At 69.7% G+C, this 25,911-nt stretch carries 27 protein-coding genes; 21 read left to right on the forward strand and 6 right to left on the reverse strand.

The window, feature by feature from the left end; all coding sequences use genetic code 11:
• The first annotated feature begins 182 nt into the window (after positions 1–182).
• Positions 183–827 (forward strand): SGNH/GDSL hydrolase family protein, encoded by a 645-nt coding sequence (locus N8I71_RS14310; protein ID WP_262878689.1) that lies wholly within the window; start codon positions 183–185, stop codon positions 825–827.
• On the opposite strand, the gene N8I71_RS14315 is transcribed toward N8I71_RS14310, so the two are convergent.
• The gene (locus N8I71_RS14315; RefSeq protein ID WP_262878690.1) at positions 824–1,684 is read right to left on the reverse strand and encodes a helix-turn-helix domain-containing protein; all 861 of its coding nucleotides are present in this window, start codon (positions 1,682–1,684) and stop codon (positions 824–826) included. The two genes, N8I71_RS14310 and N8I71_RS14315, sit on opposite strands and share 4 nt — an antisense overlap.
• 179 nt (positions 1,685–1,863) lie before the next feature.
• On the opposite strand from N8I71_RS14315, the gene N8I71_RS14320 reads away from it, so the two are divergent.
• Genes N8I71_RS14320 through N8I71_RS14330 form a run of 3 tightly spaced genes read left to right on the forward strand, consistent with a single transcriptional unit; the run spans position 1,864 to position 4,625 of the window.
• On the forward strand, positions 1,864–2,745 hold the full coding sequence (locus N8I71_RS14320; RefSeq protein WP_262878691.1) for a fatty acid desaturase: 882 nt from the start codon (positions 1,864–1,866) through the stop codon (positions 2,743–2,745).
• 51 nt (positions 2,746–2,796) lie between these two features.
• On the forward strand, positions 2,797–3,705 hold the full coding sequence (locus N8I71_RS14325) for a DMT family transporter (RefSeq protein WP_262878692.1): 909 nt from the start codon (positions 2,797–2,799) through the stop codon (positions 3,703–3,705).
• Positions 3,706–3,707: 2 nt separating this feature from the next.
• Positions 3,708–4,625, forward strand: a complete 918-nt coding sequence (locus N8I71_RS14330; RefSeq protein ID WP_262878693.1) for an AEC family transporter — start codon at positions 3,708–3,710, stop codon at positions 4,623–4,625.
• Between the two features lie 132 nt (positions 4,626–4,757).
• Here the strand turns inward: N8I71_RS14330 and N8I71_RS14335 are convergent, their stop codons facing one another.
• A complete protein-coding gene (locus N8I71_RS14335; protein WP_262878694.1) occupies positions 4,758–5,453 on the reverse strand; it encodes an NUDIX hydrolase in 696 nt (231 codons plus the stop codon).
• Positions 5,426–5,854 carry a DUF983 domain-containing protein gene (locus N8I71_RS14340; protein WP_262878695.1) on the reverse strand — a complete coding sequence of 143 codons (429 nt, stop codon included), beginning with the start codon at positions 5,852–5,854 and terminating at the stop codon, positions 5,426–5,428. The genes N8I71_RS14335 and N8I71_RS14340 overlap by 28 nt, the downstream gene beginning before the upstream one ends.
• A 157-nt stretch (positions 5,855–6,011) precedes the next feature.
• On the opposite strand from N8I71_RS14340, the gene N8I71_RS14345 reads away from it, so the two are divergent.
• The 4 genes from N8I71_RS14345 (at position 6,012) to N8I71_RS14360 (ending at position 8,109) form a co-directional block, all read left to right on the forward strand.
• Positions 6,012–6,554, forward strand: coding sequence for an EF-hand domain-containing protein (locus N8I71_RS14345; protein WP_262878696.1), 543 nt, complete (start codon positions 6,012–6,014; stop codon positions 6,552–6,554).
• Positions 6,555–6,640: 86 nt separating this feature from the next.
• On the forward strand, positions 6,641–7,234 hold the full coding sequence (locus N8I71_RS14350; RefSeq protein ID WP_262878697.1) for an RNA polymerase sigma factor: 594 nt from the start codon (positions 6,641–6,643) through the stop codon (positions 7,232–7,234).
• Positions 7,224–7,607, forward strand: coding sequence for a hypothetical protein (locus N8I71_RS14355; RefSeq protein ID WP_262878698.1), 384 nt, complete (start codon positions 7,224–7,226; stop codon positions 7,605–7,607). Before N8I71_RS14350 ends, N8I71_RS14355 begins: the two co-directional genes overlap by 11 nt.
• Positions 7,600–8,109, forward strand: coding sequence for a periplasmic heavy metal sensor (locus tag N8I71_RS14360; RefSeq protein WP_262878699.1), 510 nt, complete (start codon positions 7,600–7,602; stop codon positions 8,107–8,109). The genes N8I71_RS14355 and N8I71_RS14360 overlap by 8 nt, the downstream gene beginning before the upstream one ends.
• Positions 8,110–8,121: 12 nt before the next feature.
• On the opposite strand, the gene N8I71_RS14365 is transcribed toward N8I71_RS14360, so the two are convergent.
• Positions 8,122–9,510, reverse strand: coding sequence for a diguanylate cyclase (locus tag N8I71_RS14365; protein ID WP_262878700.1), 1,389 nt, complete (start codon positions 9,508–9,510; stop codon positions 8,122–8,124).
• A gap of 111 nt (positions 9,511–9,621) precedes the next feature.
• On the opposite strand from N8I71_RS14365, the gene N8I71_RS14370 reads away from it, so the two are divergent.
• Positions 9,622–9,900 carry a DUF3572 domain-containing protein gene (locus N8I71_RS14370; protein WP_262878701.1) on the forward strand — a complete coding sequence of 93 codons (279 nt, stop codon included), beginning with the start codon at positions 9,622–9,624 and terminating at the stop codon, positions 9,898–9,900.
• Positions 9,901–9,931: 31 nt separating this feature from the next.
• Here the strand turns inward: N8I71_RS14370 and N8I71_RS14375 are convergent, their stop codons facing one another.
• Complete coding sequence (locus N8I71_RS14375) at positions 9,932–10,375, reverse strand: MarR family winged helix-turn-helix transcriptional regulator (RefSeq protein WP_262878702.1); 444 nt, start codon at positions 10,373–10,375, stop codon at positions 9,932–9,934.
• 49 nt (positions 10,376–10,424) lie between these two features.
• Here N8I71_RS14375 and N8I71_RS14380 point away from each other — a divergent pair, with 49 nt between their 5' ends.
• From N8I71_RS14380 to N8I71_RS14400, 5 genes are all read left to right on the forward strand, one after another.
• The gene (locus N8I71_RS14380) at positions 10,425–11,150 is read left to right on the forward strand and encodes an HAD family hydrolase (RefSeq protein WP_406676103.1); all 726 of its coding nucleotides are present in this window, start codon (positions 10,425–10,427) and stop codon (positions 11,148–11,150) included.
• Positions 11,151–11,246: 96 nt separating this feature from the next.
• Positions 11,247–12,806 (forward strand): trimethylamine methyltransferase family protein, encoded by a 1,560-nt coding sequence (locus N8I71_RS14385; RefSeq protein ID WP_262878704.1) that lies wholly within the window; start codon positions 11,247–11,249, stop codon positions 12,804–12,806.
• Positions 12,807–12,894: 88 nt separating this feature from the next.
• Positions 12,895–13,482, forward strand: a complete 588-nt coding sequence (locus N8I71_RS14390) for a heme NO-binding domain-containing protein (RefSeq protein ID WP_262878705.1) — start codon at positions 12,895–12,897, stop codon at positions 13,480–13,482.
• The gene (locus N8I71_RS14395) at positions 13,479–14,516 is read left to right on the forward strand and encodes a GGDEF domain-containing protein (protein ID WP_262878706.1); all 1,038 of its coding nucleotides are present in this window, start codon (positions 13,479–13,481) and stop codon (positions 14,514–14,516) included. Before N8I71_RS14390 ends, N8I71_RS14395 begins: the two co-directional genes overlap by 4 nt.
• A gap of 97 nt (positions 14,517–14,613) precedes the next feature.
• Positions 14,614–15,936 (forward strand): ABC1 kinase family protein, encoded by a 1,323-nt coding sequence (locus tag N8I71_RS14400; protein WP_262878707.1) that lies wholly within the window; start codon positions 14,614–14,616, stop codon positions 15,934–15,936.
• On the opposite strand, the gene N8I71_RS14405 is transcribed toward N8I71_RS14400, so the two are convergent.
• Complete coding sequence (locus N8I71_RS14405; protein ID WP_262878708.1) at positions 15,921–16,865, reverse strand: lysophospholipid acyltransferase family protein; 945 nt, start codon at positions 16,863–16,865, stop codon at positions 15,921–15,923. The genes N8I71_RS14400 and N8I71_RS14405 overlap by 16 nt on opposite strands.
• Before the next feature lie 229 nt (positions 16,866–17,094).
• Between N8I71_RS14405 and N8I71_RS14410 the strand changes: the two genes are divergently transcribed.
• The 7 genes from N8I71_RS14410 to N8I71_RS14440 all read left to right on the forward strand — a co-directional run bounded on the left by N8I71_RS14410 (position 17,095) and on the right by N8I71_RS14440 (position 25,880).
• Complete coding sequence (locus N8I71_RS14410) at positions 17,095–18,387, forward strand: amidohydrolase family protein (RefSeq protein WP_262878709.1); 1,293 nt, start codon at positions 17,095–17,097, stop codon at positions 18,385–18,387.
• 29 nt (positions 18,388–18,416) lie between these two features.
• Positions 18,417–19,400 carry a BMP family protein gene (locus tag N8I71_RS14415; protein WP_262878710.1) on the forward strand — a complete coding sequence of 328 codons (984 nt, stop codon included), beginning with the start codon at positions 18,417–18,419 and terminating at the stop codon, positions 19,398–19,400.
• 10 nt (positions 19,401–19,410) lie between these two features.
• A complete protein-coding gene (locus N8I71_RS14420; protein WP_262878711.1) occupies positions 19,411–20,769 on the forward strand; it encodes an amidase family protein in 1,359 nt (452 codons plus the stop codon).
• Positions 20,766–22,283, forward strand: a complete 1,518-nt coding sequence (locus N8I71_RS14425; protein WP_262878712.1) for an ABC transporter ATP-binding protein — start codon at positions 20,766–20,768, stop codon at positions 22,281–22,283. The genes N8I71_RS14420 and N8I71_RS14425 overlap by 4 nt, the downstream gene beginning before the upstream one ends.
• Positions 22,273–23,322 carry an ABC transporter permease gene (locus tag N8I71_RS14430; protein ID WP_262878713.1) on the forward strand — a complete coding sequence of 350 codons (1,050 nt, stop codon included), beginning with the start codon at positions 22,273–22,275 and terminating at the stop codon, positions 23,320–23,322. Before N8I71_RS14425 ends, N8I71_RS14430 begins: the two co-directional genes overlap by 11 nt.
• Positions 23,319–24,260, forward strand: coding sequence for an ABC transporter permease (locus tag N8I71_RS14435; protein WP_262878714.1), 942 nt, complete (start codon positions 23,319–23,321; stop codon positions 24,258–24,260). The genes N8I71_RS14430 and N8I71_RS14435 overlap by 4 nt, the downstream gene beginning before the upstream one ends.
• Positions 24,261–24,350: 90 nt before the next feature.
• Complete coding sequence (locus N8I71_RS14440; RefSeq protein WP_262878715.1) at positions 24,351–25,880, forward strand: acyl--CoA ligase; 1,530 nt, start codon at positions 24,351–24,353, stop codon at positions 25,878–25,880.
• The last annotated feature ends 31 nt before the right edge of the window (positions 25,881–25,911 follow it).

Raw genomic sequence — 25,911 nt, forward strand, 5'->3', positions numbered from 1 at the left:
CAGGCTCGAAAACCGGTTCCCGGGCCCCGTTTCATGCTTGAATTTGACAAGTCGTGATGCCGCGTTTTGGTCGTATCCGAACGACGGAGCGTCCTGTTCCGGCATCATGATCGCCCTTTCCGAGCGGGAGCTGGCACGCCTAGACTGCCCTTGCCTCGACCATCCCTTTTCCGGAGCCGGCCATGTCGACGATCCTTTGCTACGGCGACAGCAACACCCACGGCACCCTCCCGTTGATCGAACTCGGTCAATTCGCGCGCTATCCGAAGGGCCAAAGGTGGCCTGACGTCATGGCCGCCAGCCTCGGTCCCCGGTTCGACGTGATCTCCGAGGGTTTGCCGGGGCGCACCACGGTTCATGACGACCTCGTCGAGGGCGGCCGGCGTTCCGGGCTCGAAGTCCTGCCCGCGATCCTCGGCAGCCACGTGCCGATCGATCTCATGATCCTGATGCTGGGCACCAACGACCTGAAGCCGCGGTTCTCGGTTTCTGCGGCCGAGATCGCCCGCAGTCTCGAGCGTCTCGTGACGGAGGCCAGGGCGATCGTGAACGGGCTCGATATCCTGCTCGTCGCGCCGGCGCCCGTGCTCGAGGCCGGCGTCCTCCGCGACATCTTCGAGGGCGCCGAAGCGAAGCAGCAGGCGCTGCCGCGCCATATCGCCGATGCGGCCCGACGGCAGGGCTGCGGCTACTTCGAGGCGGCGGATCATGTCACCGTCTCGCCCGTCGATGGCGTGCATTGGGAAGCGGATGGCCACCGTGCCTTCGGTCAGGCCATTGCGCAGGCTGTTCTGTCGAGGGTCCAGATGCCCCGGGGGCGTCCCTAGAGCGCCTCCCGCAGCGTCGCGAGGTGCAGGCCGAATTCGCGGTCCGACACCGCCGCCTCGCGCACCAGCCCGTCGAAATGGCGGCTCATCGCCTGAACCCGCTCCCTGTCGCGGAAGGCCACGTAGTGATGGCCGATGTAGATCACGGCAAGCCGTGGCCCGAACACCGTCAGCGGCGCCGAATAGACCTGCCGCGCGTCGAAAAGGAACAGCCGCAGGCCGGGAAAAAGCTCGTCGCAGACGCTTGAGAACCAGTCGACCTGCTCGCGCCGTATGCCGGGGTCCAGCCCCTCGTAATAGCCTGTTCCGAAAACGAAACTCTCCAGCTCGTGGAGCGGGAACGCGATCTCGTAGTCGCTCGTGGTGCCGCGCAGCCAGTCAAGCCGCGCATGCGCCGCCGCGATCGCCTGCCCGGGCGTTTTCACCGTCTCCGGCGCGTATTCCCAGCGCATCAGCGCATCGGTCTTCAGGACGTCCGGAAGCGTCGCGGGGACATGCCGGATCTTGTAGCCCGCCGCCTCCTCGTGCCAGGCGAAGATCTGGTCGTCGGCCCCCGTCGCCCGCCGTGTCTCGGAGATCGAGAGCGAGGTCGCCAGCATCTCGTCCACCTGCTCGGGCCGGTCCGACAGACCCAGGAGCCAGTCCGCCGATACCCCCAGCACCGTCGCAAGGCTCGCGACGACGTGACCTCCGGGCATCCGCACGTCCGTGTCCGACAGCATTTGCGTCACGGTCGAGCGGTCGATCCCGACCGCCCGCGCGAGGCCCGCACGACTGATGCCGCGGCCCTCCATGGCGGCGCGCATCCGGTCCCGGAACAGATGGGCGCGCGCACGTTTGTCGATTATTCCCGACATCGTTGGGAAAACTCATCAGTGTTGATTTCAATGCTGAGAAAACCCCAACTCCCGCCGCTGCGCAAGCTCACGTATCCGTGAGGGGCCGGGCGCAGGGGACGCGCCCCCTGCCGAAACGGCGCGGCCGTCAGCGCCGCGCGCATCGGTCAGGACACCGGACGAAGGGGACAGGAACCGCGATGCGGGTCGAATGGCCGACGCTTCTTCTCATCCTGGGCTGCTACGCGGCATGGGCACTTGCCCTGTACTGGCTGCCCGGTATCTCCGTTGCCCTTGCGATCCTGCTGGCCATGCTCGCCATCGCGCTGCATTCCTCGCTTCAGCACGAGGTCACCCATGGGCACCCCTTCAATGAACGGCGCCTCGGCGAGGTTCTCGTCTTCCCCTCGCTGAACCTCCTGATCCCCTACCTGCGGTTCCGCGACACGCACCTCGCCCACCACATGGATGCGACGCTGACCGACCCCTACGAGGACCCGGAGTCGAACTACCTCGATCCCGAGGTCTGGGCCCGCCTGCCGGCGTTTCACCGCCGGGTGCTTCTCATCAACAATACGCTCATGGGCCGGATGCTTCTTGGCCCCCTCGTAGGTCAGATCGCCTTCATGGCGACGGATTGGCGCCTGATCCGCGCGGGCGACCGGAAGGTGCTGGCCGGATGGCTGTGGCACCTGCCGCCGACCGCCCTGATCCTTGCCCTCGCCGCCGCCGCGCCGATGCCGCTCTGGGCCTATCTTCTCGCCTGCTATCTGGGCCTCGCGATCCTGAAGATCCGCACCTTCCTCGAGCACCAGGCCCACGAGCGCGCGCGCGCCCGCACCGTCATCATCGAGGATCGCGGGCTTCTCGCCTTTCTTTTCCTCAACAACAACCTGCACGTTGTGCATCACATGCACCCAAAGCTGCCCTGGTACCGGCTGCCGAGGATCTACTTCAACAACCGCGACAAGTACCTCCGCCGCAACGACGGGTACCGCTACGCCAGCTACGCCGAGGTCTTCCGCCGCCATCTCCTCCGCGCGAAGGACCCGGTTCCGCACCCTCTCTATCCCGGGTCCTGACGCGCATTCGGACTTGTGCCGGCACCCCCCGCGGGCAATCTGGCGCGGCTCATGTCCTGGATCGCCGCCACCCTCTTCGCCGCCTTCATGCAGAACCTTCGGTTCCTGCTGCAACGGCACCTGAAGGTCACGACCCTCTCCACCATGGGCGCGACCTGGGCGCGCTTCGCCTTCGCAATGCCCTTCGTGGCGATTGCCCTCTTCCTTCTCGTTTCGGTCACGGGGCAACCCGTCCCGGCCACGACGCCGGCCTTCTGGACCTATACCCTGGTCGGTGCGACGGCGCAGATGTTGGCCACCGCCTGCATCGTCGCCCTCTTCGCGCGGCGCAATTTCGCGGTGGGCATCACGCTGATGAAGACCGAGGTCATCTTGTCGGTGATCCTGGGCCTGATCCTTCTGGGCGAGGGCGTGTCGCCGCCCGTGCTCGCGGCGATCGCCGTGAGCTTCGTCGGTGTCGTCCTGCTGTCCGATCCGCCACGCGGTGAGGTATCGCTCCACTGGCGATCGCGCGTCTTCAACGCAGCCTCGGGCTACGGCCTGGCCTCGGGCGTCCTGTTTGGCGTCTCCGGCGTCTGCTACCGCGGCGCGACGCTGTCATTGCTCTCTGGCGACGAAATGCTGCGGGCGGCCACGGCCCTTCTCGCGGCGACGGTCCTCCAGGTCCTGACCCTCGGTCTCTGGCTCGCCGTCCGCGAGGCCGGTCAGATCGCCCGCGTCTTCGCCGCCTGGCGCGTCGCCGTGCCCACGGGCCTCACCTCCATGCTCGGCTCGCTCGGCTGGTTCACGGCCTTCGCGCTGCAGACCGCGGCCTATGTCAAGGCGCTGGGGCAGGTGGAGCTTGTCTTCACCTTCCTGTTCTCGGTCTTCTGGCTGAAGGAAAGATCGAGCGGCAAGGAAATCGCGGGCATCGCACTGATCGTGGGATCGCTCCTCCTGATCATTCTGGGGAGCTTCTAGCCATGCTCGCCACCGCGCTGGCCATCGCGCCCGTTTTCCTGCTGATCTGCGCGGGCTACGCCCTCAGGCGCGGCGGCATCCCGTCCGAGGAATTCTGGACGCTGAACGACCGGCTCGTCTACTTCGTCCTGATGCCGGCGCTCTTCTTTGTGCGCATCTCCGAGGCCGATCTTTCGGGGCCGGGCCTCATGTCCTTCGCCGCCGTCCTCTACGCGGGTTTCTTCGCGGCCGTCCTCTTCGGCGTGGCCGCCGCGGTCTGGCTCGCGCGCGGGGGCGCGGTCGGCACATCCGTCATCCAGGGGGCGGGGCGGTTCAACACCTTCGTGGCGCTCGCGGTCGCCGAGGCGCTTCACGGGGCCGAGGGTCTGCAACTCGCCGTTCTCGGCGCGGCGCTCCTGGTGCCGGTGGTGAACCTCACGGTCGTCGGACTGTTCGCGGTGTTCCTGCCGCGCCCGGGCGTCAACGCGCTGCGCGGTGCCGCCATCTCGCTCGTGACCAACCCTCTGATCCTGTCGATCCTGGCCGCGATCGGCTTCAACGCGGCGGGCCTCGCGCCCGTCCCTGTGGTCTCCGAGACGCTCTCGATCCTCGGCCAGGCGGCGCTGCCGATCATGCTCCTGTGCGTCGGCGCGAGCCTGAAGCTTCGCGGCCTTTCGGCCGATGCGCTCCCCGTCGCGCTCTCGGCTGCGGGCAAGCTCCTCGTCTTCCCGCTCGCCATTCTCGCTGTCTCGGCGCTTCTCGGCCTCGACCCGCTTCCCGCTTCGGTCGCGCTGATCTACGGCGCGCTGCCCACGGGCGTCGCCGCCTACACGCTCTCCCGCCAGCTCGGCGGGGATGCCCCCCTGATGGCGACGATGATCACGATCCAGACGTTGCTCGCCTTCGCCGTCATGCCGGTCTGGCTCAGCCTCGCGGGCTAGGGCGCGCCGGCCTGTCCTTCATCCTGGCGAAAAAACTCCCGCCGGAGGCACGCGGGCCGGCGACGGCGTCCGCAGGATGCCCGAGCCGGCGCGCGACCGGGTCGGCGCCGAAGGCGGCGAAACCGGGGGACGTCAGAGCCGGCGGAACCGGCTCACATCCGTTGAATTGTCGAAGAAGGGCACGCCGGGATGGGCACGGCCGTCGAGCTTCGCCGCCAGTTCCGCCAGCACGACCTCCGTGATGAAGGGCATGTCGAAGCCGCGGGCGGCATCGAGCGGCACCCATTGCAGGTGGCTGAGCTCGTCTTCCGCCCGGCTGAAATCGTCGGGGTCGTTCCGCAGGTCCTCGGCCCGGGCCAGCAGGAAGCGCGCGTCGAAGCGGCGCGGGCGGCCGGGCGGCGTGATCGCGCGAAAGACGAATTCCAGCGCGGCGCCGTCGGGCAGGTGCCCCGTGGCGAGATATCCGCGCCAGCCCCGCGGTGCCTCGAGCTCGCCGGCCCGCGCGTCCGGCGCCCCCAGTAGCAGGCCCGTCTCCTCCCAGAGCTCCCGCGTCGCGGCCGCAAGGACCGCTCCGGCCGGCGTCGAGGTCTCGGCGGCAAGGCGCCGGGCGCAATCGGGCGCGCTTTCGCGGGCCAGCGGGATCGTGGCGTCGACCGCATCGACCGCGCCGCCGGGAAACACGAATTTCGAGGGCATGAAGGCCGCGCCCTTGCCGCGCTGGCCCATGAGGACGCGGGGACGCGTACCGGCATCGCGCAGCACGATGATCGTTGCCGCGTCGCGCAAGGCGGTCTTGTCGCTCAGAACCCGTGCATCCGCTTCGCCCATTGCACCCCCACGATCAGTCCCTTGAACCGGGGCAAGAGGTAAAGGGCCATGGCGACGACGCCAACCGAAAACGTTGAGGCCAGCACCATGGCCGGCGGCTGGAACGCCTCGTAGACCACCAGCATCAGCGTCCCCATGACCTTCGCGGTGACGAGGATCGACAGGTAGGCCGGTCCGTCGTCGGCGCGCGCGTGGCTCAGGTCCTCGCCGCAGGCGGGGCATTCGGGCACGAGCTTGAGATAACCCGAATAGAGATGCCCGGTCCCGCAGGAAGGGCAGCGGTGGCGCAGCCCGCGCGCGATGGCGGGCCAGGCCGGCCGCTCGGGCGGGCCGGGCAGAAACTCGGGGCGAAGCTCGGCATGGAAGTCGTCGCCCGCCTCGGAAGGATCGATGCTGTTCATGGGATCGAACATGGTCCTCGAAAGCGGTTTCGTCCATGGCCCGGGCACGCGACCCGGCGTCACGTCCCGCACTCGGACGACGCGCCGAAGATTTTTCGACGGAAAGCCGTCGCTGCCCCGTGAATGGGATCAGACAGGCAAGCAAAGGAGAAAACGCATGTCGATCTGGAAAGCAGCCCTTCTCGGTGCCCTGATCCCCACCGCCCTCGTTCTGCCCGCCGTGGCGCAGGAGGGTCCCCGGGAGGGCCCCCGCATGGTCTTCGAGCAATTCGACCTCGACGGCGACGGTTCGGTGACCCTTGAAGAGATGGAAGGCGCGCGCGCCGCCCGTTTCGCCGAGGCCGATGCCAATGACGATGGAGTGCTCGACCGGGACGAGTTGATCGCGATGGCCACCGAGCGCGCCGCGCGCGGCATCGACCGGATGCTGGAGCGCGTGGATGCCGATGGCGACGGCGCGATCAGTTCCGAAGAGATGGCGGACATGCGCGGCGCCCGGCGCGGACCCGGCCCCGAGGCGATGTTCGAGCGTTTCGACGCCAACGCTGACGGCGCCGTCACCGAGGCCGAGTTCGACGAGGCGATGGCCGCGTTCCGCGAGCGTCACGGCGGCCGTTTCGGCGACCGCGGCGAGATGCAGGGTCGCGGACAGGATGGCGGGCGCGGCCATGGCCAGGGGTTCTGGCGCGATCGCGGCTGACACCCCCCGGCGCGCGCATCCAGCCGGGGCGGCCCGTCACGCGGGCCGCCCCTTTGCGCGGGACCTGCCTGCGGTTATGGAGGGCCATGGAACCCATGCACTCGGACAGCGATGCCGAGCTCGCCCGCCTCGGGGACAGCGCGCTTATGGTGCTGTTCGCACGCGGCGATCCGGGCGCGGCCCGGGTGCTGACGGCCCGGCTTCTGCCGCGGGCGCTTCGCCATGCCGCCCGCGTGCTGGGCGACGCGGCCGAGGCCGAGGACGTCGCCCAGGAGGCGATGCTGCGGCTCTGGCACGCCGCGGCGGACTGGCGTTCGGACGGGCCCGCGCAACCCGCGACCTGGCTGCACCGGGTGGTGGCGAACCTCGCCATCGATCGTCTGCGGCGGTCGGGACGCGCGACCGGGCTCGACGCCGAGACACCGGACGATGCGCCGGGCCCGGAGGCGCGGCTGACCGAGGCCGAGCGGATGGCCGCGCTCGACGCCGCGCTTGCGACCTTGCCCGAGCGGCAGCGGCAGGCGGTGGTGCTGCGGCACATCGAGGGCATGTCGAACCCCGAGATCGCCGAGGTTCTCGGGATCGGCGTGGAGGCGGTCGAAAGCCTGACCGCAAGAGGAAAACGGGCGCTGAAGTTGGCGCTGGACGGGAAGAAGGAGGCCCTGAGCCATGGCGATTGAGACCGAAAGGGACCGGCATTCCGACGCGGCGCTCGAGGCGCTGTTCGAGGAGGCGCGGCACGATGGCCCGCGGCCCGATCTCGTGGCCCGTGTCCTGGCTGATGCCGCCGCCGTCCAGGCCGCCGCGGCACCCGCCGTCCCTCCCGCGCGCCGTGCCGGATTCTTCCGCAATCCGCCCGGCTTCGTCGCCGCGCTCGGCGGCTGGGGCGGCTTCGGCGGCGTGACGGCGGCGGGGCTCTTCGGGTTGGCCGTCGGTCTGTGGTCGCCCGAGGCGGTCGATGCGCTCAGCGGTGGACAGTTCTGGTCGCTCTCGGGTGGCAACGGCTGGACCCCGGATCTTTCGGCGCTGGTTCTGGAGGAAAGCGATGTCTGAGTTGCCACCGACGCCGCCCCCGGCACAGTCCGGGCCGAAGTCCGGCCGCTGGCTGAAGATCGCGCTGGCGGTCTCGCTCGCCCTGAACCTCGCGGTCGCGGGCCTTGTCGGCGGCGCCATGCTCGGTCGCGGAGGGCCGGACGATGCGCCCGCCATCCGCACCCTCGGCCTCGGGCCTTTCGCACTGGCCCTCTCGCGGGAGGGGCGCGACGAGGTGCGAGGCCGGATCGAGAGCGATTTGCCCCGGCTTCGCACGGAGCGTATGGCGGTCGGGCGCGGCCTGCTCGAGGTTCAGCGCGCGCTCGTCGCCGACCCCTTCGACCGCGCCGCGGCGGAAGCGGCGCTGGCACGCTCCCGGGCAGCGGCCATGGCGCTTCAGGGCTATGGCCACGCGGCACTCCTGGACACACTGGAAGAGATGTCCCTGGCCGAGCGGTCCCGTGTCGCGGAACGTCTTGGCCGCGCGATGCGCCGGATTGCCGGGCGGGAGGGCCGCGACTGAGGCCCCGTTCGCTCAGGCGGCGGGCAGCCCCGCAAGCGTGACCTGGTCGCGCCCATGGGACTTGGCGCCGTAAAGCGCGCGGTCGGCCCGGTCGATAAGCGACCCCGGGCTCTCGCCGCTTGCCGCCGCCGCCAGCGCCAGGCCCACCGACAGGGTGACCCGCGTCGCGGGCAGGTCGCGGTCCACGTCGAAGGGCGTGTCGGCGATGCTGCTGCGCAGCCGTTCGGCGCACTCGATCGCATCGGCGCGGTCGGCGTCGGGCAGGGCGACGAGGAATTCCTCGCCCCCGATCCGCGCCAGAAGGTCGCCCGAGCGCAACTGCGCCCGCAGCCGCCGGGCGACAAGGCGCAGGACATGATCGCCGGCCGCGTGGCCGTGGCGGTCGTTGATGCCCTTGAAGTGATCGAGATCGAGCATCATGACCGCAACCCCGCGCCCGGGGCGGGCGAGCATCCGTTCCAGCTGGAACAGCGCGTAGCGGCGATTGTGCAGGCCAGTCAGGCTGTCGGTGACCGCCAGTTCGAGGCCTGCGCGCAGGCTGGCGCGAAGCCTGTCGGCCTGCCGCTTGCGGCCGAGCTGCGCGCGGATGCGGATCGCAAGCTCCTGCGTGTCCACGGGTTCGTAGAGGATGTCCGAGGCGCCGAGGTCGAGCGCGATGGCCGCGCGTTCGCTGTCGCCGTCGGGCAAGACCATCAGCGTCGCGGCATGCCGGGTCGCTGCGCGCGAGCGCAGGTCCGACAGAAGGCGCAGGCCCTCGTTGCGATGCGCGAGGTCGGCGGAAATGACGAAGACATCGGCCGCCTCGCCGTCATCCACGCCGATCTCGGTCAGGGCGATCTCGCGCGGCACGACCCGCACTTCGCCGCCCACCTGGTCGTCGAGGGCGGTCTTCCAGACAACGGCGCCCTTCGATCCGGGCGCGACCAGCCAGATGCGGCCCGGCCGTTCCTTCGTGTCGAAGCCCGCCATGGCCTCGGCAAAGCCCATGCCCACGCTGCTGTCGCCACGTTCGCGCAGTTCGCGCACCGTGTCGCTGGCCCGCAGCAGGGACCGGACCCTTGCGAGAAGCGTGACTTCGTCGACCGGCTTGGTCAGGAAATCGTCCGCGCCCGCCTCCAGCCCGGCCATCTTCGAGGCCCGGTCGGACAGCGCGGTCACGAGTATCACGGGGATGTCGGCCGTCTCGGGATCGGCCTTGAGCCTGCGGCACACCTCGAGGCCCGACATGTCGGGCATCAGGACGTCCAGCAGGATCAGGTCTGGCCGGCAGGTGGCGGCCAGGCGCAGCGCTTCGGCCCCGCTGTCGGCCTGATCGACGGCATAGCAGGCGGCCGCGAGTTTGACCTTCATGACGATGCGGTTGGTGGCCACATCGTCAACGACCAGGATTCGCCCCGTCATGCGCTCCTCATCCCTTAATGCCCGTTCATCTCTTGATGCTCGTGCGGCTGTGAATCATGTTCTGGCGGCGAATGGTTAACAAACCCTTTAACATGGAGCGGCGTGTTTGGCATGAAGCAGGAAATCGCCGAAACCGGAGCGGTGCGGGTCCTGGGCTGGCTGGTGGGCGAGGAGGATCTCCTCCCCGTGTTCCTCGGCGCGACTGGGGCGACGCTTGCGGATCTGCGCGTTCAGGCGGGCGACCCGGAATTCCTGGCCAGCCTGCTCGACTTCGTTCTCATGGATGATGCCTGGGTGATCCGCTGCGCCGATGCGCTCGGCCTGCCGCCGGGCGACCTGGGCGCAATGCGTCAGGCGCTTCCCGGGGGCTCGCTGCCGAACTGGACCTGATGGCGGATGACCGGGCGCAGGGCCCTGCGGGTCAATCGTCTTCGCCGGCCGTCAGCAGCGTGAGAAGACGCTTGAGCTCAAGCGATTCCGCCGCACTGAGCTTGGCGTTGAAATGGGCCATGTTCTCGACGCAGAGCGGCATGGCGGCGCGCAGCCGGGCCCGACCCTCGTCGGTCAGCGACACTTCCGTCGTCCGGCGATCCTCGCGCCCCATCTCCCGTCCGATCAGCCCGTCATTCTCGAGCTGTCGCAGCGCCCGGGAGGTCGCCGTGCGGTCGATCCCGATGTAATGGGCTATCTCCGAAGGGTTCTTGAGACCCTCTTCCTCGACGGCGAGAAGAATACACCATCCCACGCGCGTCAGGCCATGATGACGCAATCCACCCTCAACGCGGCGCTCGACAATCCGCGCGCTTCGCGTGATGTGGTGGCCGATGCTTGCGTGCAGGCCGAATTTCGGTGCTGTTCCGTCCATTTGGCCATGGCGTATACGCCCGAGACGTGCCTCTGTCACGCGCTAACGTATGCAAGATTGCGAGAAGGGTGCCCCCTTGAAGGTTAATGCCATACTTTTCGACAAGGACGGAACGCTGTTCGACTTCGAGGCGAGTTGGGCCGACTGGGTTCACGGGGTGATTGCCGATTTGTCGGATGACACCGAGACGCTGGCGGAGACGCTGGCGGCGGAGGTGCGCTTCGACCGGGCAGCGCGCCGCTTTCTTCCCGACAGCCCAATAATCGCTGGCACTTTGGACGAGGTTTCGGCACGGCTCGCGCCGCATCTGCCGGGGGTGACGCCCCAGGCATTGTCGGCGCGCATCAACGCCAGTTCCGGCTCGGCACGGATGGTGCCGGTGACGCCGCTTCTGCCGCTTCTCGCCGGTCTTCGCGGGCGCGGACTGGCGCTGGGCGTCGCCACGAACGCCGCCGTGGCAGAGGCATCGGCGCATCTGTCGGCGGCCGGCATTTCCGCCGCCTTCGACTTCGTGGCGGGCTGTGATTCGGGGTATGGCGCAAAGCCCGGGCCGGGCATGTGCCGTGCCTTCGCCGAGACGATGGGCCTCGACCCCGCGGGCGTGCTGATGGTCGGCGACAGTCTTCATGACCTGCATGCCGGGCGGGCGGCGGGAATGCGCGTGATGGCGGTGCTGACCGGACTTGCCACCGAGGCCGATCTCGCCCCCCATGCCGACGCCGTCCTTCCCCATATCGGGCATTTGCCGGGCTGGCTCGACGCCGACGGGATTTGACCGAAAGCGACAGCGCATGTCGCGGGTCGGACATCCGTTCGCGGGGCGGGCGTGGTCTAGTGAGGGTGGTCGCGGCCAGGAAACGGGAGATCCCAGATGAACGACGCATCCCTTGCCAGGCGGCGCCGGACCGGCGGCCGCAAGGGCCATTCCGATCGCGCCGGGCACGCCGTCATCTCGCAATCGCCCTGGCGGCTTCCGATCAACCCGGACAATCCGACCGAGCCGCTGGACGGCGACGGCGTGGCCGCGCTTCACCGCGGCGCGATGCGCATCCTCTCGGAGATCGGGATCGAGTTCCTCAATGACGAGGCGATCGGCCACCTGAAGGCGGCGGGATGCAAGGTCGAGGGCCAGATGGTCCGCTTCGACCCGCATTTCGTCGAGGAGATGGTGGCCCGCGCGCCATCGCAGTTCACCCTGACCCCCCGCAACCCCGACCGCGCCATCACCATCGGCGGGCGGCACATGGTCTTCGGCAACGTCTCCTCGCCGCCGAACGCCTGGGATCTCGACCGCGGCAAGCGGCCGGGCGATTTCGAGACCTACCGCGAGTTCATCAAGCTCACGCAGTACTTCAACTGCATGCACTTCGCCGGCGGCTACCCGGTCGAGCCGATCGACGTGCACCCCAGCGTCCGCCACCTCGACTGCCTGTTCGAGAAGCTCACGCTGACCGACAAGGTGGCCCATGCCTATTCGCTGGGCTCCGAGCGCGTGGACGACGTGATGGAGATGGTCCGCATCTCCGGCGGCTGGACGCATGAGGAATTCGAGGCGAGCCCGAGGATGTACACCAACATCAACTCGGTCAGCCCGCTCAAGCATGACTGGCCGATGCTCGACGGCGCGATGCGGCTGGCGCGTCGGGGCCAACCGGTGGTGGTGACGCCCTTCACGCTGGCGGGTGCCATGGCGCCGGTGACGATGGCGGGCGCGGTCGCGCTGAGCCTCGCCGAAGGGCTGGCGGCCATCGCGCTTCTGCAGTGGATCGCGCCGGGCTGTCCCGTGGCGATCGGCACCTTCACCTCCAACGTCGACATGAAATCCGGCGCGCCCGCCTTCGGCACGCCGGAATACATGCGCGCGACCCAGATGACGGGGCAGATGGCGCGGTTCTACGGCTTGCCGATGCGGGCCTCGGGCGTCTGCGCGGCCAACGTGCCGGACGGGCAGGCGATGTGGGAGACCGCCAATTCGCTCTGGTCCGCGGTGCAGTCGGGCGCGAACATGATCTACCACGCCGCGGGCTGGCTGGAGGGCGGGCTGATCGCCAGCCCCGAGAAATTCGTCATGGACTGCGAACTGATCCAGCAGATCCAGCGCTATTTCGAACCCGCGCTCTGGGCCACGACGGATGACGACATCGCGGTGGAGGCCATGGCCGAGGTCGGGCCCGGCGGGCATTTCTTCGGCTGCGCCCACACGCAGGAGCGCTACCAGAGCGCCTTCTACCAGCCCTTCCTCGCCGACTGGCGCAACTTCGAGGCCTGGCGGTCCGAGGGCGGCGTCTGGACGGCGGAACGCGCGAACCGCCTCTACAAGCGCATCCTCGAGGAATTCGAGCCGCCGCCGATGGACGATGGCCTGCGCGAGGAGCTGTCCGACTTCGTCGCGCGGCGCAAGCGCGAGGGTGGCGCGCCCACCGATTTCTGAGGACGGCCGGAGAGGAAACGCTTTCTTCACGCCCGTGTCCTAGGCTGACCCGACTCGCACAGGAACACCCGGGGCGCGCGGCAGACCCATGCACGGCATGATCAATTGCGCCCTCCAGGGCTTTCTGACCGCGCAATACGGTCCGGCACTCTGGCGGGAAGTGCGCGATCTCGCCCGCCTGCCCGAGGAGGGTTTCGAGGCGATGGAGCGCTATGACGATGCGCTGACGCTGGCCTGTTTCGAGGCCGCGACGGAGGTTCTGCAAAAACATCCCAACGCGCTTCTGGAAGACATCGGCATCCACCTCGTGACCCACCCCGAGCTGGAGCCGCTGCGTCGGCTCCTGCGGTTCGGCGGCGCGACCTTCGCGGAATTTCTCCTGTCGCTCGAGGAGATGCCGGACCGGGCCCGTCTCGCCATTCCCGATCTCGAAATGCCGGAGATCACGCTGACGGCCGCGGGCATCGGAGAATTCCGCATCGATCTGCGCTGGGCCTTGCCCGGGATCGCGCCGATCCTCGGCGGGGTGCTGAGCGCGATGGCGGATGACTATGGCGCGCTGGCCGTGATGCGCCTTGACGGTGTCCGCGACGGTTTGGAAACCCTCAGCGTGAAGGTCGTGGACGTGGAGTTCAGCGCCGGACGCGCCTTTTCACTGGGCGGGGCGCAGGCATGAGCGGGTATGCTGGCGGCCTCGACGTCCCGGGTGCGATCGGCCCCGCGGTGCTCGACCGTCTCCTGCCGATGCATCTTCGGATCGCGGCGGACGGCACCATCCTGGGCAGCGGTCCGACCCTTGTGCAGATGTGCGGGGGCGAGAGGCTCGACGGAATGTCTGTCTTCGACGTGCTGGAATTGCGTCGGCCGGGTGCGGCGGCCGACATGCCCGCGTTGATGGCGCTCGCCGGTCAGCGCCTGACACTGGCGCTCAGGGTCGCGCCGGACCACCCCCTTCGCGGCGTCGTGGCGGCCCTGCCACGGGGCGGCGGCGCGCTGCTCGATGTGTCGCTTGGCCCCGGCTTTGCGCGCGCCGTTACGCACTTCGGTCTCACGATCTCGGATTTTTCTCCCTGCGACCAGACGGTTGAGCTTCTCTACCTGCAGGAGGCGAACGCGGCCATCGGGCGGCTGTCGCGGCAACTGACCGAGCGTATTTCGATCGCGCGGGCCACGGCCGAACGACAGGCCCTCACGGATCCGCTGACAGGGCTGGCCAACCGGCGCGCCATGGATGCGGAGCTTTCGCGCCTCCTCGCCGATCCGGAGGCGCGCCTGTCGCTGCTTCACATCGACCTCGATTTCTTCAAGCAGGTCAACGACACCCGGGGCCATGCGGCCGGTGACCGCGTGTTGCTGGCCGTCGCCGACGTGCTGCGGGAGGAGATGCGGCGCATGGACCTCGCGGCACGGGTCGGCGGCGACGAGTTTCTCGTCATTCTGCGCGAGACCGTTGCCTCCGATGCCCTCGCCGCCGCCGCTGCGCGGCTGATCCGCAGGATCGAGACGCCCGTGGCCTTCGAGGGGGCGCTCTGCCGCGTGTCGGCCTCGATCGGAATCGCGACGACCGACGCATACGACCATCGCCCGACCGCAGACCGGCTGATCGCCGACACGGATGCCGCGCTCTACCGGGCCAAGGAGGCGGGGCGCGCGCGTTTCGCCATCCACGGCGAGGCGCCTCCGGCCCGTCCTCCTTCGCGGGCGGGGTGACGGCGCGGCACGGGACGGGCGCGCCAGGCGACCGCCACTGGCCCGGCGCGCGCGCCGCCCTAGTCTCTGTCGCCCGAGGGCAGCGAAGGACATCGCGGTGAACGAGACCCTACCCCCATCGCGTGCCCGGCGGGTGCCCGCCACGCGCCTTGCCCGGCTCGGCCGGATGGGCGGCCTGGCCACGGGCCTGGCCGGTGACGTCGCGCTGGGCGCGGGCCGTGCGCTGGCCCGGGGGGAGCGGCCCCGCCTCGATCGGCTGGTCCTGACCCCCGGCACGATCGGCCGCATCGCGGAGCGTCTGTCGGAGATGCGCGGCGCCGCGATGAAGCTCGGTCAGCTTCTGTCGATGGAGACGGGCGACATGCTGCCGCCGGAACTGGCACAGATCCTCGCCCGCCTGCGCGCCGAGGCGCATGTCATGCCGCCACAGCAGCTCCGTTCCGTCCTCGAGGAGAGTTATGGCGCGGATTTCCGAAAACGGTTCAAGGGGTTCGACACCCGCCCCCTTGCCGCGGCCTCGATCGGCCAGGTCCATCGAGCCACCGCGGCGGACGGCATGTCATTGGCCGTTAAGCTGCAGTATCCCGGCGTGCGCGCCGCCATCGACAGCGACCTCGACAATGCCGCGGCGCTGATCCGCTGGTCCGGCCTGCTGCCGCGCGAACTGGACCTCGGGCCGTTGCTGGCCGAGGCCCGGACGCAGCTTCACGACGAGGCCGACTACGACCGCGAGGGACGCTATCTCGCCCGCTTCGGTGCGCTCCTGCGGCACGATCCGCGCGTCGTCGTGCCCGTCCACCGACCCGATCTTTCCGCGCCCGGCGCGCTGGCCATGAGTTTCGAGCCGTCCGAGCCGATCGAGACGCTGGCCGAGGCGCCTCCGGGGACGCGCGATGCCGCGATGACGGCGCTGATCGAGCTCTGCCTGCGGGAACTTTTCGAGTTTCGCCTGATGCAGACCGACCCGAACTTCGCGAATTACCGCTGGCGGCCCGATACGGGGCAGATCGTGCTGCTCGATTTCGGCGCCACGCGCGAGATCGTGGCGGAGGTCGCCGAGGGGCACATGGCGCTCCTCCGGGCGGGCATGGCCCGCGACCGTGAGGCGGTTCTGGCCGCGCTCGAGGCGCTGGGCTTCGTCCGCCCCGGCCTGTCGGAACGGCACCGGACCGCGATCCTCGAGATGGGCGAGATGGGGTTCGCCGCGCTCGACGGACCGCTTGATTTCGCGACCGCCGACCTGCCCGAGCGGATGCGCCGCCGCGGCATGGAGATCGGCTCGGAGCGCGAGTTGTGGCACATCCCGCCGGCCGAGACGCTGTTTCTGCAACGCAAGATCGGCGGGCTCTACCTTCTGGCCGCGCGGATCGGGGCCCGGGTGGATTTTCCCGCGCTTCTGGCGCCCTACGCCGCCCCGTAGACCGGCGGCGCGCCCGGCGGCCGGTGGCTGAACCGGGCGAGGCACCACCAGTAGGGGGCCGGGTCGTCCGCGATCAGCGCCGCGATGGCCGCGTTCATCGCCGTGGCGTCGGCGGTCTCGTCGCCCGAGGGGAAGCCCTCCAGCGGCGCGGAGATCTCCAGCCGGTCGCGCCCGGTCCGCGGATCGCGGCGCAGGCGCACCGGCAGAACGATCGCGTCCGACATCCTCGCGATGCGGGCCAGCGAGTTGCTGGTCGCGGCCGGGACGCCGAAGAAATCGGCCCAGACCGACCCGCGCCCGGCGAATTCGAGGTCCGTGGCGAACCACGTCACGTCCCCCTCCTTCAGGCCGCGGGCGATGCCCCGGATGTCGCGCGCCGACAGGATCCGGTCGGTGAAACCTGTCCGGGCCCAATGCAGGACGGCATCGGCGGCGGCGTGCTTGGGCGCACGGTAGAGCCCTGTGAAACGGCGGTCCCCACGGGGCAGCTGCGCGGTGAAGGCCCCGTTCAGCTCGGTCGAATTGTAGTGGCAATTCAGCAGGATGATCCCACGCCCGGTGTCGCGCGCAGCCTCGAAGTGTTCCAGCCCCGTGAACTCTGCGGCGAAGTCCGGGTGGCCGGGGCGGTAGGAAAACCAGGTCTTGAGCGCCATGAGCAGCGAGGCTGCGACATGACGGGTCGAGGCGCGGGCGATCCGTTCGCGCTCCGCCTCGGGCAGGTCGGGCAGGCAGGCGCCCAGGTTGTCGCGCGTGACGCTCCGCAGTTTGGGCCAGAGCCAGAGCGCGGCGGCCAGCGGGCGCGAAAGGGCGGGAATGGCCCGGCGCGGGAAGAGGGAAACGATCCGTCCGATCCCGAGCAGCAGCAGGAGCGGCCAGTTCCTGGGGCGCAGGAGCTCGCGGGTCGGGAACGGTGCGCGGGACGTCGACATGGCCCGCGTCTTTAGGCGCAGGCGGGCCGGAGGGCAAAGGGGGAATCCACGTCAGCCCCTTCGGCCGAGTCGCGCCCTGACGCCGCGAAACCGCACCCGTTACCGGTTTGGTGCGTCGGTTCCGCCCAAGAATTGGGCATCTGCCGCTTGTGGATGCGGATTTCGCGCATTGGCGTTGCGTCGCACATCGCTGTCTTTACCATGTGGTCAAAAGACGACGGGGGTGTGAATGCTCGATCTGCTGCTGCGCGCGGCGCGTCTGCCTGATGGGCGGGGCCCTCTCGATATCGCGGTCCGGGACGGGACGATCGTTCAGATCGCGCCACGCATCGAGGCCGATGCCCTCCGCGAGATCGACGCGGCCGGGCGTCTCGTCTCGCCCCCCTTCGTCGATCCCCATTTCCACATGGATGCGACCCTCAGCCTCGGGTTGCCGCGCCTGAACGTCTCGGGCACGCTGCTTGAGGGCATCGCGCTCTGGGGCGAGTTGAAGCCGCTCCTGACGGTCGAGGCCGTGGTGGAGCGCGCCTTGCGCTACTGTGACCTCGCCGTGGCGCAGGGGCTTCTCTCGATCCGCAGCCATGTGGACGTATCGACCGCTCCGCTGGTGGGAGTCGAGGCGCTTCTGGAGGTCAAGCGGCTCGTCGCGGACCACATCGACCTGCAACTCGTTGCTTTCCCGCAAGATGGCCTCTTCCGCGCGGAAAAGGCTGAGGAAAACCTGATCCGTGCGCTCGATATGGGGGTGGATGTCGTGGGCGGCATCCCGCATTTCGAGCGGACCATGGAGGACGGCGCACGCAGCGTGAAGCGGCTCTGCGAGATCGCGGCGGAACGCGGGCTGCCCGTCGACCTGCACTGCGACGAGAGCGACGATCCCATGTCGCGCCACGTGGAGACGCTGGCCGCCGAGACGACGCGCCTCGGGCTTGGAGGCCGCGTGGTCGCGAGCCACGTCACCGCCATGCACTCCTACGACAACTACTACGCCTCCAAGCTCATCCCGCTGATCGCGGAATCGGGCATGAACGTGGTGCCGAACCCGCTCATCAACATCACGCTGCAGGGGCGGTCGGACACCTATCCGCGCAGGCGGGGCCTTACACGGGTGGCGGAACTGCGCGCGGCGGGCGTCAACGTGGCGTTCGGACAGGATTGCACCATGGACCCGTGGTATCCGCTGGGTTCGGCCGACATGCTGGAGGTCGCGCATATGGGTATCCATGCCGCGCCCATGACCTCGCGCGAGGCGATGGCCTGGGCGTTCGAGAGCGTGACGCAGGGAGGCGCGAAGGCGATGGGCCTACCCGACCCGACGCTGCGCGAAGGCGGTCCGGCGAACATGGTCGTCCTGCAGGCCCGCGACCCGATCGAGGCGATCCGGCTGCGCGCGACCCGCCTTTTCGTGATCCGCAAGGGCCGCATCCTTTCCGAAACCCCGCCCCGCCGCGCAGCCCTGTCGCTGCCCGGCCGCCCCGAGACGCTCGACCCCGCGGACTACGCGCCGCGGGCCGAGGACTGAACAAGAAACCCCAACAGGAGGATCCTCCCATGACGTTCAAGACAACCCGTCGCACGCTGATGATGGGGGCCGCCGCCACCCTGGCGCTGCCCACCTACATCCGCCGCGCAAACGCCCAGACCGCGATCCGCGTGGCCGGCGTTCACGCAAGCCCGGTGGAAAACGCCTGGAACAGCCGCATCCATCTCGCCATGCAGGAAGCCGCGGCATCGGGCCTGATCGAGTACGAATTCTCCGAAGGCGTCGCGGCCACCGACTATCCCCGCGCCATGCGGGAATATGCCGAGGGCGGCGCGCAGCTTATCTGGGGCGAAAGCTATGCCGTGGAGCGCGAGGCGCGTGAAGTGGCCGCCGACTACCCCGAGACCGCGTTCCTCATGGGCTCCTCCGGCGGTCCGGAGGGCGAGAATTTCGGCGTCTTCGGCACGCGCAACCATGAGGCCGCCTATCTGGCGGGCATGCTGGCGGGCGGCATGTCCGAGACGGGCGTCTTCGGCTCGGTCGGCGGCTACCCGATCCCCGAGGTGAACCTTCTGATCAACGCCTTCCGCATGGGCGTGACCGAGGTGAACCCCGATGCCACCTTCCTCAACGGCTTCATCGGCGCATGGTTCGACCCCGCGCGCGCGCAGGAAATGGCCATCGCGCAGATCGACCAGGGCGCCGATATCCTCTTCGGCGAGCGGATCGGCACGGCGGATGGCGCGCAGGCTCGGGGCGTGAAGGCCATCGGCAGCCTCATCGACTACACGCCGCGCTATCCCGACACCGTCTTCGCCAACGCGATCTGGAACTATGGCCCGACCATCGCGGCCATCGTGGCGGACGTGCAGGCCGGCAACCCGGTGGGTCGCGACTACACCGAGTATTCCTTCATGGCCTATGGTGGGAACGAGCTGATCTATGTGCCCGAGATGGTGCCGGCCGAGGTGGTTCCGGCGATGGAAGCCAAGAAGGCCATGATCGAGGCGGGCGAGTTCGAGGTTCCGATCGACGCGGACGAACCGGCCTGAGGACGGCTCCATGACCGACGCGACGGCGCTTGCCCAGGCCATCGCCGGGGGCCGTGTGTCCCCGCGCGATGTGGCGGGCGCCGTCTGCGACGCGGTCGCGGCGCGGGAGAACCTCGGCGCGGTCGTCGCGATGCTCTCGCCCCAGGCCATGTGCGCAGCGGTCGAGGAGGGGGCCGCGACGGGCGGCCCCTTCGCCGGTGTGCCGATGCTCGCCAAGGATCTCGGGGCGCCCGCCGCCGACCTGAGGCAGGGCGTGGGGTCCGAGGCGCTGCGCCTTCGGCTGCCCGCACCCGACCGGGAGGGCGAGGGGCGGCTGATGAAGGCTTTCCGAAAGGGTGGTCTTGCGCCCGTGGGCCTTTCGACGGTGCCCGAATTCGGCTTTGCCCTGTCATCGGAGCCGCCCGCCGGCCCCGTGGCGCGCAATCCCTTCGATCCGGCGCGGACGCCCGGCGGGTCCTCGGGCGGCGCGGCGGCGGCGGTCGCGGGCGGGATCGTGGCGATCGCGCATGGCACGGACGCGGCGGGCTCGATCCGGGTTCCGGCGGCGGCCTGCGGGCTCTGGGGGCTGAAGCCCTCGCGCGGGGCGGAGGTCGCGGGACCGATCTTCGCCAATCATCTCATGGGGATCGCCTCCGAGGGCGTGCTCGCGCGCTCGCTTCGCGACGTGGCCGCGGCCTTCGAGCTGACCCGGGCGACACGCGCAGGTGCCACGCTTCCCGAGCGTCCGCGCGTCGGCCTTGCCATCCCGGCCGACACCGGCGTTGAGGAGGCGGAGGCGGCTTTCGCGGTCGCGTCGCTCCTACAGAAGGTGGGCTGCGAGATCACCGACATCCCCGCGCCCGAGACTTTGGGGCAGGACGTGCATCGCCTGATCGGCCAGATCCTCGCCGTGTCTCTGGCGACCGGCCTCGATGCGCTGGGCGTCCCGGACAGGGAGATCAGCAAGCTTGCCGCCGCGAATCGGGCGCGCGGGCGGGCACTGTCGGGAACGGAGGTCTTCGCGCTGACCAACCGCATGGCGGAGCTTGCCGACATGACGCGGGCCGCGCTGTTTGCGGACTGCGATCTCGTGGTCATGCCGATCCTGTCCAGCGCGCCGCCGCCGATCGGGCATTTCCCGACCGACCACACCGATATCGACACGCATCTGGAGCGGATGGAGGTCATGGCCCCCTGCGCGGCACTGGCCAACCTCGCCGGGCTTCCCGCGCTGGCGGTCCCGGCGGGTGTCCGCAACGGCCTGCCGCGCGGCGTGCAGATCATCGGCCCCGCGCATTCCGAGCGGGCGATCCTTGCGCTCGCGGCGCGGGTCGCGGCCGACCTGCCCGTGATCCCCTATCCCCATCCCGTGGCGGGGTTGCCGGCATGACCGTCCTGCGCCTCGACAACATCACCAAGCGCTTCGGCGCGCTGACGGCGAACGACGGTGTCTCGCTGGAACTGGCCGAGGGCGAGATCCTCGCCTTGCTGGGCGAAAACGGCGCGGGAAAGACCACGCTCATGAACATCCTCTTCGGACATTACGCGGCCGACGAGGGCAGCGTGCATGTCTTCGGGAAGGAGCTTCCCCCCGGTCGGCCCCGCGCGGCGATCGAGGCGGGCGTCGGCATGGTCCATCAGCACTTCACGCTGGCCGGGAACCTGAGCGTGCTCGACAACGTCATGCTGGGGTCCGAACCGCTTGGGCGCCTGCGCTCTCGCCGGGACGAAGGGCGCGCGCGGCTCATGGCGCTGTCGGAGAAGTTCGGCCTGCCGGTCGACCCGGAGGCGAAGGTGTCCAAGCTGTCCGTGGGAGAGCGCCAGCGGGTCGAGATCCTGAAGGCGCTCTACCGCGACGCGCGCATCCTCATCCTCGACGAGCCGACCGCCGTTCTGGCCCGGCCCGAGGCGCAAAGACTGTTCGAGACACTTCGCGGAATGACGGGGCAGGGTCTGTCGATCATCTTCATCAGCCACAAGCTGAACGAAGTGATGGCTGCCTCGCACCGCGTCGCGGTCCTGAGGGGCGGCAGGAAGGTGGCCGAGCGCAAGACCTCCGAGACGACGCCGGAAGAACTGGCGGAACTGATGGTCGGCCGCCGCGTGACACGGCCCAAGCGCGAGGCGCATGCCGTCGGCGGTCCGATCCTCAAGGCCGAGGGCGTGACCGTCGAGATCGACGGCAAGCGGCACCTCGACGACGTTTCCTTCACCTTGAACCGGGGCGAGATCCTCGGGATCGTCGGCGTCTCGGGCAACGGGCAGGCGGGGCTTGGTGCGCTTCTTTCCGGGCTGGCGGCGCCGGTTTCGGGGCGCCTCCTGCTCGAAGGGCGCGAAATCGGTGGCCTCGGTCCCCGCGCGTTCATCGCGGAAGGCATCGGGCGCATCCCCGAGGACCGCCACGCCGAGGGCGTCGTGGGAGAGTTGACCGTCTGGGAAAACGCGGTGCTGGAACGCCTGTCTTCGCCGGATTACTCGCGCCGGGGTTTCGTCCGGCGGGGCGAGGGACGTGCCCACGCGGCGAAACTAATCGAGCGCTTCGACGTGCGCGGCGCCGACCCCGAGACGCGCATCCGCCTGCTGTCGGGTGGCAACATGCAGAAGCTGATCCTCGGCCGCGTGCTCGCCGCCGCGCCGAAGGTCATCCTCGCCAACCAGCCGACGCGCGGCCTCGACGAGGGCGCCATCGCCGCCGTCCATGCCGAGCTTCTGGCCGCCCGCGCCGGCGGGGCCGCGATCATCCTCATCTCCGAGGAACTGGAGGAGGCCCTGGGCCTGTCGGACCGGCTGCAGGCCATCGTCGGAGGGCGGCTCTCGGCCTCCGTCCCGGCCGAGGAGGCCGATCCACGCCGTCTCGGCCTGATGATGGCGGGTGTCTGGGAGGAGGGCGGCCATGCGGCTTGAACGACGCGCCAGCGTGCCGCTCGCGCTCGCCGCGACGGCGCCCTTCGCGGCCATCCTCGCCGCCTTGGCGCTGGCCGCCGGGCTGATCCTCGCCGCCGGGGTGAACCCGCTGACGGCCTATGTCGAGATGCTGAAGGGGGCCCTGGGATCACGGCTTGCCATCACCGAGATGCTGACCCGCGCGGTGCCGCTGATGCTGACCGGTCTCGCCGCTGCCGTCGCCTTCCGGGCGAGGCTCTGGAACATCGGGGGCGAGGGGCAGTTCTACCTCGGCGCGCTCGCTGTCGCCTGGGTCGGGCATGAGATGCTGTCGGGGCTGCCGGGACCCGTCGGCATGGCCGTTCTGATGGTCGTCGGCATGGCGGCGGGCGCGCTCCTGCTGGCCGGTCCCGCCTTCCTGCGCCTGCGCTTCGGGGTGGACGAGGTGGTGACGACGCTGCTTCTGAACTTCGTGGTGATCCTCTTCGTCGGCCTGATGATCGAGGGCCCCCTGCGCGATCCGCTGGCCTTCGGCTGGCCGCAGTCGGTGCCGGTCGACGGCGATTTCCGGTTGCCCGACCTCGTGCCGCGCACGCGGCTGCACGTCGGGCTCCTGATCGCGCTCGCGGTCGCGGGCGTCGTCTGGCTGATCCTCGCGCGCACCGTCTTCGGGACGGAGGCGCGGGCGGCGGGGTTCAACGCGCGGGCGGCGGCCTTCGCTGGGGTTTCGCTGCCGAAGACGATCATGGGCGTCGCGCTCCTGTCGGGCGGGCTTGCCGGGCTGGCCGGCGCGATCGAGGTCATGGGTGTCACCGGCACCGTGACCACGACCATGTCGCCGGGCTTCGGCTATGCCGGGATCGTCGTGGCGATGCTTGCCGCGCTGCATCCCGCGGGCGTGGTCGCCGCGGCCATCTTCGTCGCCACCGTCTTCGTCGGTGCCGATGCCATGAGCCGGGCGACCGGCGTCCCGTCCTTCATCGCCGACGTGATCGTGGCACTCGCGCTGCTCACGATGCTCGTGGCGCTTCTGTTCACCAGCTACAGGATCAGACGATGACCGAGGCGCTCGAGCTTCTGACCAGCGCGAGCCTCTGGGCCGCCGTCCTGCGGATCGCGACGCCGCTGATCTTCGGGGTGCTCGGCGCGCTTCTGTGCGAGCGGGCCGGGGTGCTGAACCTCGGGATCGAGGGGATCATGACCATGGGTGCGATGGTCGGCTGGCTCGCGGTCTTTCTCGGGGCGGACCTCTGGACGGGCCTGCTCATCGCGGCCATGGCGGGGGCGCTCATGGGCCTGCTCCATGCGACGCTGACGGTCCCTTTGGGTCTGTCGCAACACGTCTCTGGCCTCGGGATAACGCTCTTCGCCTCGGCGCTGTCCTATTATCTCTACCGCCTGATCGTGGAGGTCGGGCAGACACCGCCGACGATCGAGCCCTTCCGGCCGCTCGACCTCGGACCGCTGACCGATATCCCCTTTTTCGGCCCCGTGCTGTTCGGGCAGGCCGCGCCGACCTACCTCGCGCTGCTGGCCGTGGCGATCCTCGCCTATGTCCTTGCCCGGACCCCCCTCGGGCTCGCCATCCGCATGACGGGCGAGAACCCGCACGCGGTTGAGGCGCAGGGGCTGAACCCCATCCGCATCCGCATCTTCGCGGTCATGGCGGGCTCGGCGCTCATGGCGCTCGGCGGCGCGTTCCTGACCACGGCGGCCTTCAACAGCTTCTTTCCCGAGATGGTGCAGGGACGCGGCTGGATCTGTATCGCGCTCGTGGTGTTCGCGTCGTGGCGGCCGGGAAAGGCGCTTCTCGGGGCGCTCCTTTTCGCCTTCTTCGATGCCTACCAGCTCCGGCTCCAGACCGTGGTGGATGGGGTGCCCTACCAGCTCTTCCTGATGGCGCCCTACCTGCTGTCGATCCTTGCCCTCGTCCTCGTCGCGCGCCGCGCGGAAGTGCCCGAAGCGCTGATGGCGCCCTACCGGAGGGGCGAGCGCTGATCTTGCATCCGGCGACGGGATGTGGTGCCTCCCCTTTGCGCGGGGCGAAGAAACGCTAGCTTACGCGAGAGGGACACCGGGGAGGGAATCATGACGGAGACGCTGGCTGCGCTGATTGCGGGGCATGACGAGGGGGCGCCCGCGGTTGGGGCGCCGGGGCGGGACTGGCTGAGCTATGGCGGGCTTCGGGCGCTTTCGGCGGAGGTCGGCGCGGCACTGCACGGCGCCGGCGTGGGGCGCGGCGACCGGGTGGCGATCGTGCTGCCGAACGGGCCAGAGATGGCCACGGCCTTCGTGAGCGTGGCGCAGGTGGCCACGACCTGCCCGCTCAATCCCGCCTACAAGGAAGACGAGTTCGCCTTCTATATCGAGGATCTGAAGGCCAAGGCCGTGATCTTGCTGGAGGGCGACGAGGGGCCGGCCTTCGCCGCGGCGCGGGGGCTGGGCCTTCCGGTGATCCGGCTGGTTCCGGGCGAGGGTCCGGCGGGCAGCTTCACGTTGCGGGCCGATGCGGCCGCCCAAGCCGCGGACAGCTCCGCGCCGGGACCGGACGACGTGGCGCTGATCCTGCACACCTCGGGCACGACCTCGCGGCCGAAGATCGTGCCGCTGCTGCAGTCCAACCTGGCGGCCTCGGCGCGCAACATCGGCGCCTCGCTGGCCCTGGGCCCGGCCGACCGCTGCCTGAACGTGATGCCGCTGTTCCATATCCACGGGCTGATCGCGGCGGTTTCGTCCTCGCTCGCCGCCGGCGGTTCGGTCTGGTGCGCGCCGGGCTTCGACGCGATGAAGTTCTTCGGCTGGATGCGCGAGGCGCGGCCCTCGTGGTACACGGCGGTGCCGACGATGCATCAGGCGATCCTCGCGCGGGCCTCGCGCAACGCCGAGACCATCGCCGAGGTTCCGCTGCGGTTCCTGCGCTCCTCCTCGGCCTCGCTGCCGGGGCCGGTGATGGAGAAGCTGGCCGAGACCTTCGGCGCGCCGGTGATCGAGGGCTACGGCATGACCGAGGCCACGCACCAGATGGCCTCGAACCCGCTTCCGCCCCGCGCGCAGAAGCCGGGCTCGGTCGGTGTCGAGGCGGGGCCGCTCGTGCGCGTCGCCCACGAGATCGAGAACCGGCTTGTGGAGGGCGTGGGCGAGATCGTGATCTCGGGCCCGAACGTGACGCCGGGCTACGAGGGCAACCCTGACGCCAACGCGAAAAGCTTCTTCGAGGCGGAGGGCCGCCGCTGGTTCCGCACCGGCGACCAGGGCGAGTTCGACGCGGAGGGCTACCTGACGCTGACGGGACGGCTGAAGGAGATCATCAACCGCGGCGGCGAGAAGGTCTCGCCGCTCGAGGTGGACGGGGTTCTTTCGGCGCATCCGGCGATCGCGCAGGTCGTGACCTTCGCGCTGCCGCACGACAAGCTGGGCGAGGAGGTCGCGGCGGCCGTGGTGCTGCGCGAGGGGGCGGAGGCCGACGAGGCGGCGATCCGGGCCTTCGCGGGCGAGCGCCTGGCGGCCTTCAAGGTGCCGCGCAAGGTGGTGATCCTGGACGAGATCCCGAAGGGTGCGACGGGCAAGCTGCAGCGCATCGGCCTTGCCGAGAAACTGGGGTTGGTGGGAAGCGCCTGACATGGGTTCGGCGCCTGCGCGCCGAACCGGG

The sequence above is a fragment of the Roseicyclus sediminis genome, from assembly GCF_025515305.1.
Lineage (GTDB): Bacteria > Pseudomonadota > Alphaproteobacteria > Rhodobacterales > Rhodobacteraceae > Roseibacterium > Roseibacterium sediminis.

Coding starts and splice junctions, on each gene's coding strand:
- N8I71_RS14385 (WP_262878704.1), top strand. CDS start 11,247: ATGAACGACGCATCCCTTGCCAGGCGGCGCCGGACCGGCGGCCGCAAG.
- N8I71_RS14360 (WP_262878699.1), top strand. CDS start 7,600: ATGTCTGAGTTGCCACCGACGCCGCCCCCGGCACAGTCCGGGCCGAAG.
- N8I71_RS14325 (WP_262878692.1), top strand. CDS start 2,797: ATGTCCTGGATCGCCGCCACCCTCTTCGCCGCCTTCATGCAGAACCTT.
- N8I71_RS14330 (WP_262878693.1), top strand. CDS start 3,708: ATGCTCGCCACCGCGCTGGCCATCGCGCCCGTTTTCCTGCTGATCTGC.
- N8I71_RS14430 (WP_262878713.1), top strand. CDS start 22,273: ATGCGGCTTGAACGACGCGCCAGCGTGCCGCTCGCGCTCGCCGCGACG.
- N8I71_RS14435 (WP_262878714.1), top strand. CDS start 23,319: ATGACCGAGGCGCTCGAGCTTCTGACCAGCGCGAGCCTCTGGGCCGCC.
- N8I71_RS14410 (WP_262878709.1), top strand. CDS start 17,095: ATGCTCGATCTGCTGCTGCGCGCGGCGCGTCTGCCTGATGGGCGGGGC.
- N8I71_RS14390 (WP_262878705.1), top strand. CDS start 12,895: ATGCACGGCATGATCAATTGCGCCCTCCAGGGCTTTCTGACCGCGCAA.
- N8I71_RS14355 (WP_262878698.1), top strand. CDS start 7,224: ATGGCGATTGAGACCGAAAGGGACCGGCATTCCGACGCGGCGCTCGAG.
- N8I71_RS14340 (WP_262878695.1), bottom strand. CDS start 5,854: ATGAACAGCATCGATCCTTCCGAGGCGGGCGACGACTTCCATGCCGAG.
- N8I71_RS14315 (WP_262878690.1), bottom strand. CDS start 1,684: ATGTCGGGAATAATCGACAAACGTGCGCGCGCCCATCTGTTCCGGGAC.
- N8I71_RS14440 (WP_262878715.1), top strand. CDS start 24,351: ATGACGGAGACGCTGGCTGCGCTGATTGCGGGGCATGACGAGGGGGCG.
- N8I71_RS14350 (WP_262878697.1), top strand. CDS start 6,641: ATGGAACCCATGCACTCGGACAGCGATGCCGAGCTCGCCCGCCTCGGG.
- N8I71_RS14425 (WP_262878712.1), top strand. CDS start 20,766: ATGACCGTCCTGCGCCTCGACAACATCACCAAGCGCTTCGGCGCGCTG.
- N8I71_RS14335 (WP_262878694.1), bottom strand. CDS start 5,453: ATGGGCGAAGCGGATGCACGGGTTCTGAGCGACAAGACCGCCTTGCGC.
- N8I71_RS14420 (WP_262878711.1), top strand. CDS start 19,411: ATGACCGACGCGACGGCGCTTGCCCAGGCCATCGCCGGGGGCCGTGTG.
- N8I71_RS14310 (WP_262878689.1), top strand. CDS start 183: ATGTCGACGATCCTTTGCTACGGCGACAGCAACACCCACGGCACCCTC.
- N8I71_RS14375 (WP_262878702.1), bottom strand. CDS start 10,375: ATGGACGGAACAGCACCGAAATTCGGCCTGCACGCAAGCATCGGCCAC.
- N8I71_RS14415 (WP_262878710.1), top strand. CDS start 18,417: ATGACGTTCAAGACAACCCGTCGCACGCTGATGATGGGGGCCGCCGCC.
- N8I71_RS14365 (WP_262878700.1), bottom strand. CDS start 9,510: ATGACGGGGCGAATCCTGGTCGTTGACGATGTGGCCACCAACCGCATC.
- N8I71_RS14395 (WP_262878706.1), top strand. CDS start 13,479: ATGAGCGGGTATGCTGGCGGCCTCGACGTCCCGGGTGCGATCGGCCCC.
- N8I71_RS14405 (WP_262878708.1), bottom strand. CDS start 16,865: ATGTCGACGTCCCGCGCACCGTTCCCGACCCGCGAGCTCCTGCGCCCC.
- N8I71_RS14380 (WP_406676103.1), top strand. CDS start 10,425: ATGCAAGATTGCGAGAAGGGTGCCCCCTTGAAGGTTAATGCCATACTT.
- N8I71_RS14345 (WP_262878696.1), top strand. CDS start 6,012: ATGTCGATCTGGAAAGCAGCCCTTCTCGGTGCCCTGATCCCCACCGCC.
- N8I71_RS14320 (WP_262878691.1), top strand. CDS start 1,864: ATGCGGGTCGAATGGCCGACGCTTCTTCTCATCCTGGGCTGCTACGCG.
- N8I71_RS14370 (WP_262878701.1), top strand. CDS start 9,622: ATGAAGCAGGAAATCGCCGAAACCGGAGCGGTGCGGGTCCTGGGCTGG.